The following is a 14,381-nucleotide window of genomic DNA, read 5'->3' on the forward strand; positions in this document are numbered from 1 at the left end:
AGGAGGCGAGATGATTAATATCGTGGTGGTGTCGCACAGCGCGTTGCTGGCGCGCGGCGTTGAGCAACTGGCGCGGCAGATGATGCGCGGCGACGGCTGCAAGCTGGCGCTGGCGGCGGGCGTGGATGACGAGGAGCACCCGATCGGTACCGACGCGGTCAACGTCATGGAGGCGATCGAAGCGGTCGCCGACGGCGATGGCATTCTGGTGCTGATGGATCTGGGCAGCGCGCTGCTCAGTGCCGAAACCGCGCTCGATCTGCTGGATCCGGAGTTGGCCGCCAAGGTGCGGCTGTGCGCCGCGCCGCTGATCGAAGGCACGCTGGCGGCGGTGGTGGCCGCCAACTCCGGCGCCTCGCTGGAGCAGGTGGTGGCGGAGGCGCAGGGTGCGCTGCAGGCTAAACAGGCGCAGCTGGGCGAGGCTTCACCGGCCGCGAAGCGCGCGGCCTTGCCGCTGGCGCAGGGCAAAAGCACAACCTGGACGGTGCAGAACCCGCACGGACTGCATGCGCGCCCGGCGGCGCGGCTGGTCGAAGCGCTGGCGCCGTTCAAGGCCGAGCTGGTGCTGGAAAAACAGGGGCAGTGCGTCGATCCGCGCAGCCTCAATCAGCTGGCGCTGCTGCAGGTGCGCCACGGCGATACCATCCGTTTGATCGCCGACGGCGCGCAGGCGGACGAGGCGCTGGCGGCGTTCAAAACGCTGGCGGAGCAGCATTTTGGCGAGACGGTCTCCGAGCGGCAGCAGCCTTCGCTGCACGGCATTCCGGTGGCGGAAAGCGTCACCAGCGGGCCGGTGTTCCAGGCCCGCAGTGTCTGGCCGTCAGCCGCCGAGCGCCGGATCCGCGCGGACGAGGTGTTGGGCGAACAGCAACGCCTGCGGGAGGCGCTGCAGCACACGTTGAGCGATCTCAACCGGCTGGCGGAGCGCACCGGCACGCTGATCGGCAAGCCGCAGGCGGCTATCTTCGGCGCCCACAGCATGCTGCTGGACGATCCGGATCTGCAGCAGGCGGCTTACACCCGCATTGCGCAGCAGTTGTGCAGCGCCGAGCAGGCCTGGCGGCAGGTGCTGGAGGCGATCGCCGAAGAGTACCGCGAGTTGGATGACGACTACATGCGGGCGCGCGAACTGGACGTGCGCGACATGCTGCGCCGCACGCTGTGCCACCTGCAGGGGCAGCCGCTGCCGACCATTGCGCTCGCAGAGCCGTCAATACTGGTGATGGATGAGCTGATGCCCTCAGAGGTAGTGATGCTGGATCGCCGACTGGTGCTCGGCATCTGCCTGAGCGGCGGCAATGCCCTCTCGCACAGCGCCATTCTGGCGAAGGCGATGGGCATTCCGATGGTGGTCGGCATGCAGGATTGCCTGAGCAAAACCCGCAGCGGCCAGAAGGCGATGCTGGACGCCGCGCGCGGGGTGTTGCAGCTCAGTCACTAGGCGCGCAGCTTGAACTGGCGGATGTCGATCCCGTGCTGTTTGATCTTCCGCCACAGCGTGGTGCGGCCGATGCCCAGCAACTGCGCCATTTCCGTCAGTTGGCCGCGGCTGACGGTCGCCGCCCGCAGGATCGCCTGGCGCTCCATGTCCGTCAGCGTCAACAGCGGCGCGCCGGGCTGCGGATCGCTTTCCAGCAGCGACGGTTGGCCAAGCAGGTGCGCCGGCAGGTCCGCAAGCTGGATGTGGTGGCCGTGGCATATCATCGCCGCGCGCTCCACCACCCCTTTCAGTTCCAAATCGTTGCCCGGCCACAGATAGAGCGCCAGCTGAGCCATCACCTCGTCATCCACCCGGAAGCGACACTGAAAATGTTGCTCCAGCGTGCGCAGATGGTGTTTGACCAGCAGCGGAATATCGCTCAGCCGCTGACGCAGCGGCGGGATTTGGATCTCGAACGCCTGCAGGCTGTAAAACAGCTGGCGGCGGAAGCGGTTTTGCTGCACCAGCAGCGGCAGATCGGCGGCGCTGCCGGCGATCACCCGCACATCGACCGGGATCACCCGGCTGGAATTGAGGCGGATCACCACGCCGGTTTTCAGCACCTGCAGCAGCGCCGACTGCATCTCCGCCGGCAGGTATTCGATCTGTTCCAGGTACAGCGTGCCGCCGTTAGCCAATTCGAATTTACTGAGCTGGCCCGCCTCTTCTTCGCTGGCGTCGCTGCCCAGCAGCTCACGCAGCCCCTGCGCCTGCGGCAGCAGTTGGCAGTTGAGGGCGATATACGGCCCGGCGGCGCGCTCGCCGGCGTTGTGGATAGCCTGGCTGAGCAGCTCTTTGCCAACGCCTTCTTCTCCGCGCAACAGGATCGGATGCTGGCCTTTGGCCGCCTGCTGCCCGTAACGGATCAGTCGCCGCATTTCCAGCGAGGCGGAAGGCATCTGTTCGAAGCTGTGGCTGACGCGCCCCAGCTGGCTGCTGACATACTGGCGCAGCCGTTCGAGCGGATGCAGCAGGGCGATGAAACTGCAGCGATCGCCGTCGAAAATCGGCTTGAGCGTCAGCAAGGCGGCGATAAACTGCCGCTGGCTTTCGAAGGTGACTTCGACGTGTTGCAGCGGTTGGCGATCGGCGATGGCGCGCTTGAGCAGCGCGGGCAGCGTCAACAACTGCGTCAGCGGCTTGCCCTGGCTCTGCTGTTCGTCCAGCTTCAGCAGGCCGGCGGCGCGCTGGTTGATGTATTGCAGGTAGCCGCGGTGATCCCAGGCCATGACGCCGTCGTCCACGCCGTCCAGCAGGCCGTAAAGCTGATTCAGATGGCGGTTGGATTCCGCCAGCAGGCCGTCGGCGTTCAGCGAGTTGCCGATTTCTCGGGCGATGGCCAGCGTCAGCGACAGATCGCCGGCGGCGCTGTCGGCCAGCAGGCAACCCAGGGCGATCGAGCCGCGCTGGCGGCCGCTGTTGTCGTAGACCGGCGTGGCGCAGAACGACCAGCCGTGCAGCGCCCGGCGCACGTGTTCTTCACCGCTCACCCGCACCGGGTGGCCTTCCGCCGCCGCCAGCGCCGGGGCATTGGTGCCTATCAGCCCTTCGGCCCAGTAAGCGCCGGGGGCGAATCCCAGTTGCTGCAGAGTCTCCCAGGTTTGGGCGTCGCCGCAGCGCCACAGCATGCAGCCGCTCTCGTCGAGGATCATCAGCAGGCAACGCCGCGGCTCCATGTATTCGCAGGCGTCTTCCAGCGCCGCCTGGCCGAGCGTCAGCAGATCGTTCTTGCGGCGGCAAATCGATTCGAAGGTCGCGCCCTGCGCCCGGTGCGGCGCTTGCCAGACATCAGGCTGCATCAGGCTGCGGCAACGCAGCCAGGAGGCGTACACCGCCGGCGTCGGGCGCAGCGGCGGCGGCAGTTCGCCGTCGTTAATCAGTTGCTGCCAACGTGAATCGTTGTCCATCGAACCTCATCCAACTGCGAAAACGAGAGTGACGATGATATCACCTGGCGCAGCGGCGGCTGTGAGGCGGCGGGCAGAAGCGGGGAAAATCGGGACAAAAAAAACGGGGCGCGGCGCAGGCCGGACCCCGTGTTTGTCAGCGTGCGGACATCAGTTGCGGAATGGGTTGCCGCTGTGGCGAGCCGGTTGGCTGGTGGTAACGGCCGGCGCGGATGCGCGAGTGGCCGCCGGTGCCGGCGCCGCAGTCTGTTGCATCGGCGCATTGTCCTGATAACCGTCCGCATAGGCGTCCTGCGCGCGGTTTTGCGGTGCGACGGCGTCAGGCGCGGTCGATACCGGCTTGCCCAACGCGCCGTTCAGCAGCAGCAGATCGTTCTGGTTCAGCGTGCCGAGCGCCGACTTGATGTTCAGCTGGTTGATCAAATAGGTATAACGCGCATCGGACAGCTGACGTTTGGCGTTATACAGCGTGGTGGTGGCGTCCAGCACATCGACGATGGTGCGGGTACCGACCTGATAACCGGCTTCCATCGCGTCCAGGGAGCTCTGTGCGGAGATCACCGCCTGTTTGTAGGCGTTGATGCTGCTGATCGAAGCGTTAACGTTGTTGAACGATGAACGCACGGTCTGCACCACGCTGCGGTGAGCGCTTTCCAGCTGCTCGCTGGCGCCGACGAAGCCGTACTGCGCTTGTTTAACCTGCGAGTTGGTCGCGCCGCCGCTGTACAGCGGCAGGTTGAAGCTGATGCCCACTTTATTTTGGCCCGCATCGGAGTCGCTGTAGCGTGCGGCATTCGCGCCGCCGGTGTTTGAGCCGTTGTATTTGGTATTGCTGATGCCGGTTGACGCGCTGACGTCAATCGTCGGCATATAGCCGGTCTGTGCGGCACGGATCTGTTCGCGCGCCAGATCCTGGCTCAGGCGGGCGGACAGCAGGCTCAGGTTGCGCGCTTCCGCTTCTTTCAGCAGGTTGTTCACCGCTTCCGGGCGCTGGGTGCTGAAGCGATCGGTGTTCAGCGAGGCCAGCTCAGGGTAGAAGCTGCCGGTGACCTGACGCAGCGTTTCCAGCGCGTTGTCCAGATCGTTGCGGGCGGAGACTTCCGCCGCCAGCACGGTGTCATAGTTCGAGCGGGCGTTCTGCACGTCGGTGATCGCCACCAGGCCCACGTTGAAGCGCTGAGTGGTTTGATCCAGCGTGCGGTACACCGCGTCTTTCTGCGCCTGGGTGTACGACAGCGTGTCGATCGCTTTCAGCACGTTGAAGTAGGCGGTGGCGGTGTTGAGAATCAGCGACTGCTCTGCGGTCTGGAAGGTGACGTCGGAGATGCCGGCGCTCTTTTCCTGCAGCGTCAGCTGGCGCCATTTCGACATGTCGAAGAGGGTCTGCGTCAATGCCAGCGAACCGCTGGTGACGTTGCTGTTAACGCCATTGCTGTCACGATAACCGTTGGTGTAATCGTAACCTGCGGTTAAACCGAGCTGCGGCAGCAGCGGGCTGCGCGCTTCATTGATCTTTTCGAATGCGGCGTCGCGGTCAGCAGCACTTTTGCGCAGATCCGGGTTACTTTCCCTGGCCTGTTTGTAGACCTGCAGCAGGTTCTCTGCCTGGCTCATTGCACTGAAGCCGCCCAGGCTCAGTCCGATAAGAAGGGGGAGCAGTTTCTTCATTTGCATTCCTTGTTGTGCAGCAATATTGCTATGTTAGCGCTGACGATAGACGAAATAGTTGCCGATTCTAGCAGAGTCTGCGGTACGCATCAGGTGGCTGAATGTGCCATCTCACGTAACTTTTACCTTTCAGACCGCCCATTTACCTTGGCGTACTGCCCGGGCCGACTGCAGCTGATATTATGGCTGACAATCAGGATTGTTTCCCGCTATTACCCGCGAGCGCACAAACGCGCCGCGTCCGGCGGCGAAAAACAGCCTAACATAAAGCGGCGGCGGTGAGACCCGCTGTTTCTGTCATCAAAACCGTTTATTTTATCGGCATACTCACGCAGGAGAATTCGCGCATGAACCGTTCGCAGCCGTCACCCGTCACCTTCGATAAAAAAGATGTAGAAATTATTGCACGCGAGACGCTGTACCGTGGTTTTTTTTCACTCAATTTATACCGGTTTCGCCATCGCTTGTTCAATGGCGAAATGAGTCCTGAAATCACGCGTGAAATTTTCGAGCGCGGCCATGCGGCGGTGCTGCTGCCCTACGACCCGGTGCGCGATGAAGTGGTGCTGATTGAACAACTGCGCATCGCCGCGGTCGATACCAGTAATTCGCCCTGGCTGCTGGAAATGGTGGCGGGTATGATCGAAACCGGCGAAAGCGTCGAAGACGTGTGCCGCCGCGAAGCGCAGGAAGAAGCCGGCGTGGTGGTCGGGCGCTGCAAGCCGGTGCTGAGCTATCTGGCCAGCCCAGGCGGCACCAGCGAACGCTTGTCGATCATGGTCGGCGAGGTGGATGCCGGCACTGCCGAAGGCATCCACGGCCTGGCGGAAGAGCATGAAGATATTCGCGTCCACGTGGTCAGCCGCGAGCAGGCTTACCGCTGGGTGGAAGAGGGCGCGATCGATAACGCCGCATCAGTGATTGCATTGCAATGGCTGGCGTTGCACCATGAATCGTTGAGAAAAGAGTGGGCCAACTAATGAAACAGCGCTATACCCCTGATTTCCCCGAAATGATGAGATTGTGCGAAACCAACTTCGCGCAATTGCGCCGCTTGCTGCCGCGCAACGACGAAGCGGGCGAAACGGTGACTTATCAGGTGAACGGCGCTAGCTATCGTTTGACCATCGTTGAGTCCACGCGTTACACGTCGCTGGTGGAGATCGAGCAGATCTTTCCGGCGGTCAGCTACTGGAGCCTGCCCGCGATGACGGTGCGGTTATACCATGACGCCATGGTTGCGGAAGTGTGTTCCAGTCAGCAGATCTACCGCTTTAAAGCGCGTTATGATTATCCTAATAAAAAGTTGCATCAACGCGACGAAAAGCATCAAATTAACCAGTTTCTTGCTGATTGGCTGCGCTACTGTTTGGCGCATGGAGCGATGGCGGTTCCGGTTTGTTAGACAGACTGAAATAACAAAGGACACCATTTGGAAAGCCTGTTTAAACTGCCCGTGGCGAGTGGGGCCGCGGTCAGGATTCTACAAATAACAGATACCCACCTTTTTGCCGGCGAACACGAGACGTTGCTCGGCATCAATACCTATCGCAGCTATCACGCGGTGCTGGACGCCATTCAGGCGCAGCGCCGCGATGTCGATTTGATCGTCGCCACGGGAGATTTGGCGCAGGATCATTCGCAGGAGGCGTACCGCCACTTCGCCGCCGGCATCGCGCAACTGCCGGCCCCGTGCGTGTGGCTGCCGGGCAACCACGATTTCCAACCGGCGATGGTCGACGCGTTGGCCGCCGCCGGCATCGCCCCTTCCAAGCAGGTGCTGCTGGGCGATAACTGGCAGGTGCTGATGTTGGACAGCCAGGTGTTCGGCGTACCGCACGGCGAGCTGAGCGAATACCAGCTCGAGTGGATGGAGCGCTGCCTGCAGGCGCACCCCGAGCGTTACACGCTGTTGCTGCTGCACCACCATCCGCTGCCTTCCGGCTGCACCTGGCTCGATCAGCACAGCCTGCGCAACCCGCATATGCTGGGCGCGATCCTGTTGCGCTACCCGAAGGTGAATACCGTGGTGTGCGGTCATATTCACCAGGATCTGGATCTGGAATGGCAGGGCCGGCGTCTGTTGGCGACGCCGTCCACCTGCGTGCAATTCAAGCCGCACTGCACTAACTTTACCATCGACGACGTCTCCCCCGGCTGGCGTTACCTCGATCTGTTGCCGGACGGCCGCGTCGAGACGCAGGTGTTCCGCCTGGAAAACGACGATTTCCGCCCCGATATGGACTCGGATGGATACTGATGCCTTCGACACTGCTCTACCTGCACGGTTTCAACAGCTCGCCGCAGTCGGCCAAGGCGGTGGCCTTCAAGGCCTGGCTGGCCGAACACCATCCCGCTATCGAGATGCTGGTGCCGCAGTTGCCGGCCTTTCCGGCGGAGGCCGCCGAAATGCTGGAAAATCTGGTGCTGGAACGCGCCGGACAAACGCTCGGATTGGTGGGGTCCTCGCTGGGCGGCTATTACGCCACCTGGCTGTCGCAGTGTTTTTCGCTGCCGGCGGTGGTGGTCAACCCGGCGGTCAAGCCGTTTGAGCTGCTGGTCGACTATCTCGGCGCCAACGAGAACCCCTACACCGGCCAGCAATATGTGTTAGAGTCTCGTCACGTTTACGATCTGAAAGTGATGCAGATCGATCCTTTGGAGTCGCCGGATTTAATCTGGCTGCTGCAGCAAACGGGCGATGAAATTCTCGATTACGGCCAGGCAGTGGCGTATTACACCGCGTGTCGGCAAACGGTGGAGTCGGGTGGAAACCACGCCTTCGTCGGTTTCGAGCACTACTTCCCCCAGATTGTGGATTTTTTAGGGCTAAACGCGGTCTGACGGACCGTTCCGGCACCTCCCTTTAACCACGAAAAAATAATCAACGATGACTCAATCCAGCTATAACGCTGATGCCATTGAAGTACTCAGCGGTCTAGAACCAGTGCGCCGTCGTCCCGGCATGTATACCGACACGACGCGCCCAAACCACCTCGGCCAAGAGGTGATCGATAACAGCGTCGACGAAGCGTTGGCCGGCCACGCCAAGCGCATCGACGTGATCCTGCACGCCGATCAGTCGCTGGAAGTGATCGACGACGGCCGCGGCATGCCGGTGGACATCCACCCGGAAGAGGGCGTGCCGGCGGTTGAGTTGATCCTGTGTCGGCTGCACGCCGGCGGTAAATTCTCGAATAAAAACTACCAGTTCTCCGGCGGCCTGCACGGCGTGGGTATCTCGGTGGTCAACGCCCTGTCGAAGCGGGTGGAAGTCAACGTGCGCCGCGACGGCAACGTTTACAGCATCGCCTTCGAAAACGGCGACAAAGTGCAAGATCTGACGGTGACCGGCACCTGCGGCAAACGCAACACCGGCACCAGCGTGCACTTCTGGCCCGACGAACAGTTCTTCGACAGCCCGCGTTTCTCGGTATCGCGCCTGACTCACCTGCTGAAGGCCAAAGCGGTGCTGTGCCCCGGCGTCGAGATCTATTTCATCGATAAGGTGAACAACACCGAGCAGCGCTGGTGCTACCAGGACGGCCTGACCGACTACCTGATGGAAGCGGTTAACGGCCTGATCACCCTGCCGGAAGCGCCGTTCGTCGGCAACTTCGCCGGTGACACCGAAGCGGTGGACTGGGCGCTGCTGTGGCTGCCGGAAGGCGGCGAGCTGCTGACCGAAAGCTACGTCAACCTGATCCCGACCATGCAGGGCGGCACCCACGTCAACGGCCTGCGTCAGGGGTTGCTGGACGCGATGCGCGAGTTCTGCGAATTCCGCAATATTCTGCCGCGTGGCGTGAAGCTGTCGGCGGAGGATATCTGGGATCGCTGCGCCTACGTGCTGTCGGTGAAGATGCAGGATCCGCAGTTCGCCGGGCAGACCAAAGAGCGTCTCTCCTCGCGTCAGTGCGCGGCCTTCGTTTCCGGCGTGGTGAAAGACGCCTTCAGCCTGTGGCTGAACCAGAACGTTCAGGCGGCGGAACAGCTGGCCGAGCTGGCGATTTCCAGCGCCCAACGCCGTCTGCGCGCCGCCAAGAAAGTGGTGCGCAAGAAGCTGACCAGCGGGCCGGCGCTGCCGGGCAAGCTGGCGGACTGCACCTCGCAGGATCTGGCCATGACCGAACTGTTCCTGGTGGAAGGGGATTCGGCGGGCGGATCGGCCAAGCAGGCGCGCGATCGCGAATATCAGGCGATCATGCCGCTGAAGGGCAAGATCCTGAATACCTGGGAAGTCTCCTCGGACGAAGTGCTGGCCTCGCAGGAAGTGCATGACATTTCCGTGGCGATCGGCATCGATCCGGACAGCGAAGATCTCAGCCAGTTGCGCTACGGCAAAATCTGCATCCTGGCGGATGCGGACTCCGACGGCCTGCACATCGCTACGCTGCTGTGCGCGCTGTTCGTGCGCCACTTCCGTTCGCTGGTGAAAGGCGGGCACGTTTATGTGGCCATGCCGCCGCTGTACCGCATCGATCTTGGTAAAGAGGTGTTCTACGCGCTGGATGAAGAAGAGAAAGCCGGCGTGCTGGAACAGCTGAAGCGCAAGAAAGGCAAGCCGAACGTCCAGCGCTTTAAAGGGCTGGGCGAGATGAACCCGCTGCAGCTGCGCGAAACCACCCTCGATCCGAACACCCGCCGTCTGGTGCAATTGACGGTCGCGGAAGATGATGTCGATCAGACGCTGGCGGTGATGGACATGCTGTTGGCCAAGAAGCGTTCGGAAGATCGCCGCAACTGGCTGCAAGACAAGGGCGACATGGCCGAATTGGCGGTCTGAGCCTGACCCTGGCCCGGTGAAACGCCGGGCCGGCTTTCCCGCAGGGCGTTCATGCGGCGCCCGATAACCTGGGCCGGAATGCATGAAGATCACGCTCGAAGAATTGCTGGCGTTCACTTCGGTGGTCGACAGCGGTTCCATCACCGCCGCCGCCGATCGGCTCGGCCAGACGACTTCCGGCATCAGCCGCGCGCTCAGCCGCCTGGAGAATAAGCTCGATACCACGCTGATGCGCCGCACTACGCGTCGCCTGGAGCTAACCGAAGAGGGGCAAAGCTTCCTGAGCCATGCGCGTACGATCATCAGCTCGGTGGAAAATGCCGAAGAACAAATGGCGGTGCGCCGGCAGATGCCGGCCGGGCGACTGCGGATCAATGCGGCTGCGCCTTTTATGGAGCACGTCATCGTGCCGCTGGTGGCGGGGTTCAGGGAACGTTATCCGCAAATTTCGCTCGAGCTGAACACCGACAATCTGATCATCGATCTGCTGGAAAAACGCACGGATATCGCCATTCGCATCGGCGCGTTGCGCGATTCGACCATTCATGCGCGCGCGCTGGGCGCCAGCCGGTTGCGCATCCTCGCCAGCCCGGCTTATCTGCAGAAGCACGGCACGCCGCAGAGCGTGGAGGCGTTGCACCGGCATTGTCTGCTCGGTTTTACCCAGCCGGAATCGCTGAACCAGTGGCCGTTGCGCTATCGCCAGGCGCCGCATTTCACCATCACGCCGACGATCTCGGCGTCCAGCGGTGAAACGCTGCGGCAATTGGCGCTGCGGGGCGAGGGGATCGTACAGCTGGCAGACTTTATGACCCGACGCGATCGGGAAGCGGGCAAGTTGGTGACGTTGCTGGAGCAGGAGACGCTGGACGTGCGCCAGCCGATTAATGCGGTGTATTACCGCAATACGCAATTGGCGGCGCGCATCACCTGTTTTCTTGACTACGTCAGCGCGCACATCGACGCGCAGACGTTATAAGGCGGAGCTTACAGGGCGTTTTCCAGGATGTAGATCTCGGTGTCCAGCACGCTGTCTTTGAGGGTGTCGCGGTGTTTGAGCATGTGCTCAATGGCCAGATGTTTTTCCAGATGCGCCATGCTTTCCCATTTCTCCAGCATGAACACCGAATCCGGCGACCGCTTCTGCCACGGCGCCTGGGTATTGCTGTCGACCATCGGCGTGTATTCGCCGCAGCCTTCTTCCGCCAGCACCAGCGGCACCAGCTTTTCAATGGCTTGCAGTACGGTGGCGCGGTGGCCGGGTTTCACTTTGATTTCTGCGATTACGGTGATCATGCTGACCTCGTTGATGAGTATGTCCTGCGTCAGTTAAGCAAAAATTTTCGCCAGATGCTCGCGATAACGTGCGATGTCCGCTTCGATATCCGGTTGTTTTATCACGTCATTGCAGATAAAGGTCGGCAGCGCTTCCATTCCCAGGAACTGGTTGGCCTTGTGGAAGTGCAGGTAAACGCCGTCGACGCCGACGCCGTGGAAGAACTGATCGGGATCGGTGAAGGCCTCCAGCGGGGCGTTCCAGGTCAGGCTCAGCAGGTATTTTTTGCCCTGGATCAGGCCGCCGGAGCCATATTTTTTGCTTTCGTCAGAACGAGAGCGGCCGTCGCTGGCATACAGGCTGCCGTGACCGGCGGTGAACACTTCATCGATATATTTTTTCAGGATCCAGGGTTCGCCCATCCACCAGCCCGGCATCTGGTAGATGACCGCGTCGGCCCACAGGTATTTCTTTACCTCTGCTTCGATGTCATAACCGTCGTCGACCACGGTGACCTGCACATCGTGCTGCAGATCGCGCAGGAAGCTTTCCGCCACGTCGCTCAGGGTTTGGTTGAGTTCGCCGTTGGAATGGCCGAATTGTTTTTTAGCGTTGATAATCAGGATATTGCTCATCTTTCGCGGCTCCCGTCAGAGTTAAGATATGGCATGCTTCCCGCCGAAAAGGCGGAAACCAGCTCGCTGGCGACGAGTGTAATCGTTAGGCAGGCAAGTAAAAATGCGATCCAGCGCACAACAGTGTTGACTGCCAGTCAATAAACGGGCCGCCAGACAGCGAAATTTTGCATAAACCGCAGCGCGCAACCGGCCGCCGCCGGCGATCCTTGCGCCAACTGTGACAGCCACCCTGCAGATGGGTTACTATCGCGGGCAGAATCGACAAGCGATGCCTTTTGTCGTCCAAGGGATTGCCAAGCCACGGTCTGAGGATAATTGAGTAATGAGTGATCTGACTCATGACGGTGTAGAGCGTTTACCGCTGCACACATTCACTGAAAACGCCTATCTGAACTATTCCATGTACGTCATCATGGATCGGGCGTTGCCGTACATTGGCGACGGTTTGAAGCCGGTACAACGCCGCATCATCTACGCCATGTCTGAACTGGGGCTGACCAACAGCGCCAAATTCAAGAAGTCCGCCCGCACCGTGGGCGACGTGCTGGGTAAATATCACCCGCACGGCGACAGCGCGTGTTATGAAGCCATGGTGCTGATGGCGCAGCCGTTCTCGTATCGCTATCCGCTGGTGGACGGCCAGGGGAACTGGGGTGCGCCGGACGATCCCAAGTCGTTCGCGGCGATGCGTTATACCGAATCGCGCCTCTCCAAATACGCCGAGGTCTTGCTGGCCGAGCTGGGCCAGGGCACGGTCGACTGGATCCCGAACTTTGACGGCACGCTGCAAGAGCCGAAGATGTTGCCGGCGCGCCTGCCGAACATCCTGCTGAACGGCACCACCGGCATCGCGGTCGGCATGGCGACCGACATTCCGCCGCACAACGTGCGCGAAGTCGCCGCCGCCGCGGTGGCGCTGCTCGACAAGCCGGGCGCTTCGCTCGATGACCTGCTCGAGTTCGTGCAGGGGCCGGACTTCCCGACCGAAGCCGAGATCATCACCCCGCGCGATGAAATTCGCAAAATTTACCAGAGCGGCCGCGGCTCGGTGCGCATGCGCGCCGTGTGGAAGAAAGAGGATGGCAGCGCGGTGATCACCGCCTTGCCGCATCAGGTTTCCGGCGCCAAGGTGCTGGAGCAGATAGCCAGCCAGATGCGCGCCAAGAAGCTGCCGATGGTCGAAGACCTGCGCGACGAATCCGATCACGAGAACCCGACGCGTCTGGTGATCGTGCCACGTTCCAACCGCATCGATCTGGAGCAGGTGATGAATCACCTGTTCGCCACCACCGATCTGGAGCGCAGCTACCGCATCAACATGAACATGATCGGTCTGGACAACCGCCCGCAGGTGAAAGGGCTGGTGGAGATCCTCACCGAATGGCTGGCCTACCGTCGCGATACGGTGCGTCGCCGCCTGAACTACCGCCTCGAGAAGGTGCTCAAGCGCCTGCATATCCTCGAAGGTTTGCTGGTGGCGTTCCTCAACATCGACGAGGTGATCCACATCATCCGCAGCGAGGATGAGCCGAAGCCGGTGCTGATGCAGCGTTTCGGCATCTCCGATACCCAGGCGGAAGCGATCCTCGAGCTGAAACTGCGTCACCTGGCCAAGCTGGAAGAGGTCAAGATCCGCGGCGAGCAGGACGAACTGGCGAAAGAGCGCGATCAGCTGCAGGCGCTGCTGGCGTCCGAACGCAAGCTGAATACGCTGATTAAGAAAGAGATCCAGGCCGATGCGCAGACCTACGGCGACGATCGCCGTTCGCCGCTGACCGAGCGCGCGGAAGCCAAGGCGATGAGCGAGCACGACTTCGTGCCGTCCGAGCCGGTGACCATCGTGCTGTCGGAAATGGGCTGGGTGCGCAGCGCCAAGGGCCATGACATCGATCCGACCGGGTTGAGCTACAAGGCCGGCGACAGCTTCCGCGGCGCGGCGCGCGGCAAGAGCAATCAGCCGGTGGTGTTTATCGACTCTACCGGGCGCAGCTATGCGCTCGATCCGATGACGTTGCCTTCGGCGCGCGGGCAGGGCGAGCCGCTGACCGGCAAGCTGACGCCGCCGCCGGGCGCCACCATCGAGCAGGTGCTGATGGCGGCCGACGATCAGAAGCTGCTGATGGCGTCCGACGCCGGTTACGGTTTCGTCTGCACCTTTAACGACCTGGTGGCGCGCAACCGCGCCGGCAAGGTGATGATCACGCTGCCGGACAACGCCAGAGCGCTGCCGCCGATGGAGATCCATGGCGCAGACGATATGCTGCTGTCGATCACCGCCGCCGGGCGCATGCTGATGTTCCCGGTCGCCGATCTGCCGCAGCTGTCGAAGGGCAAGGGCAACAAGATCGTCTCCATTCCGGCGGCGCAGGCCGCCGCCGGTGAAGACAAGCTGGCCTGGCTGTTCGTGCTGCCGCCGCAGGCGTCCGTCACGCTGCACGTCGGCAAACGCAAGCTGACGCTGCGTCCGGAAGATCTGCAGAAGTTCCGTGCGGAACGCGGCCGCAAGGGCACCCAACTGCCGCGCGGCCTGCAGCGCATCGATCGCGTCGAAGTGGATGCGCCGGTGCGGGCGTCGGGTGGCGACAGCGAAGAGTAAGCGTTGGCACCAGCGTTAACGGGCGGTCGC

The 14,381-nt window shown here is 61.9% G+C and carries 12 protein-coding genes; 8 read left to right on the forward strand and 4 right to left on the reverse strand.

Annotation, left to right across the window (positions count from 1 at the left end; translation table 11 throughout):
* Positions 1–10 precede the first annotated feature (10 nt).
* Positions 11–1,441 carry a dihydroxyacetone kinase phosphoryl donor subunit DhaM gene (gene dhaM / locus ACJ8PE_RS10640; RefSeq protein WP_197759922.1) on the forward strand — a complete coding sequence of 477 codons (1,431 nt, stop codon included), beginning with the start codon at positions 11–13 and terminating at the stop codon, positions 1,439–1,441.
* On the opposite strand, the gene dhaR is transcribed toward dhaM, so the two are convergent.
* Both dhaR and hasF read right to left on the reverse strand, forming a co-directional pair.
* Positions 1,438–3,387 carry a dihydroxyacetone kinase operon transcriptional regulator DhaR gene (dhaR, locus tag ACJ8PE_RS10645; protein WP_197792707.1) on the reverse strand — a complete coding sequence of 650 codons (1,950 nt, stop codon included), beginning with the start codon at positions 3,385–3,387 and terminating at the stop codon, positions 1,438–1,440. The genes dhaM and dhaR overlap by 4 nt on opposite strands.
* A gap of 150 nt (positions 3,388–3,537) precedes the next feature.
* Entirely contained in the window at positions 3,538–5,055 is a 1,518-nt protein-coding gene (gene hasF, locus ACJ8PE_RS10650; protein ID WP_033644608.1) for a multidrug efflux transporter outer membrane subunit HasF, read from the reverse strand.
* A gap of 347 nt (positions 5,056–5,402) precedes the next feature.
* Between hasF and nudF the strand changes: the two genes are divergently transcribed.
* The 6 genes from nudF (at position 5,403) to ACJ8PE_RS10680 (ending at position 10,820) form a co-directional block, all read left to right on the forward strand.
* The gene (nudF, locus tag ACJ8PE_RS10655; RefSeq protein WP_004937242.1) at positions 5,403–6,035 is read left to right on the forward strand and encodes an ADP-ribose diphosphatase; all 633 of its coding nucleotides are present in this window, start codon (positions 5,403–5,405) and stop codon (positions 6,033–6,035) included.
* The gene (locus ACJ8PE_RS10660) at positions 6,035–6,460 is read left to right on the forward strand and encodes a DUF1249 family protein (protein ID WP_033651295.1); all 426 of its coding nucleotides are present in this window, start codon (positions 6,035–6,037) and stop codon (positions 6,458–6,460) included. The genes nudF and ACJ8PE_RS10660 overlap by 1 nt, the downstream gene beginning before the upstream one ends.
* A gap of 27 nt (positions 6,461–6,487) precedes the next feature.
* Positions 6,488–7,315, forward strand: a complete 828-nt coding sequence (cpdA, locus tag ACJ8PE_RS10665; protein ID WP_004937250.1) for a 3',5'-cyclic-AMP phosphodiesterase — start codon at positions 6,488–6,490, stop codon at positions 7,313–7,315.
* Entirely contained in the window at positions 7,315–7,899 is a 585-nt protein-coding gene (yqiA, locus tag ACJ8PE_RS10670) for an esterase YqiA (protein ID WP_004937252.1), read from the forward strand. Before cpdA ends, yqiA begins: the two co-directional genes overlap by 1 nt.
* Positions 7,900–7,945: 46 nt before the next feature.
* Positions 7,946–9,841, forward strand: a complete 1,896-nt coding sequence (gene parE, locus ACJ8PE_RS10675) for a DNA topoisomerase IV subunit B (protein WP_004937254.1) — start codon at positions 7,946–7,948, stop codon at positions 9,839–9,841.
* An 82-nt stretch (positions 9,842–9,923) separates the two neighbouring features.
* Positions 9,924–10,820, forward strand: a complete 897-nt coding sequence (locus tag ACJ8PE_RS10680; protein ID WP_197792706.1) for a LysR substrate-binding domain-containing protein — start codon at positions 9,924–9,926, stop codon at positions 10,818–10,820.
* Positions 10,821–10,828: 8 nt separating this feature from the next.
* Here the strand turns inward: ACJ8PE_RS10680 and ACJ8PE_RS10685 are convergent, their stop codons facing one another.
* Positions 10,829–11,137, reverse strand: coding sequence for a putative quinol monooxygenase (locus tag ACJ8PE_RS10685; RefSeq protein ID WP_033644613.1), 309 nt, complete (start codon positions 11,135–11,137; stop codon positions 10,829–10,831).
* 33 nt (positions 11,138–11,170) lie between these two features.
* A complete protein-coding gene (locus tag ACJ8PE_RS10690; RefSeq protein ID WP_042785391.1) occupies positions 11,171–11,752 on the reverse strand; it encodes an NAD(P)H-dependent oxidoreductase in 582 nt (193 codons plus the stop codon).
* A 325-nt stretch (positions 11,753–12,077) separates the two neighbouring features.
* Between ACJ8PE_RS10690 and parC the strand changes: the two genes are divergently transcribed.
* On the forward strand, positions 12,078–14,351 hold the full coding sequence (parC, locus tag ACJ8PE_RS10695; protein WP_004937261.1) for a DNA topoisomerase IV subunit A: 2,274 nt from the start codon (positions 12,078–12,080) through the stop codon (positions 14,349–14,351).
* The last annotated feature ends 30 nt before the right edge of the window (positions 14,352–14,381 follow it).

It is taken from the genome of Serratia sp. CY74737, assembly GCF_052166775.1.
GTDB classification, from domain to species: Bacteria; Pseudomonadota; Gammaproteobacteria; order Enterobacterales; family Enterobacteriaceae; genus Serratia; species Serratia ureilytica.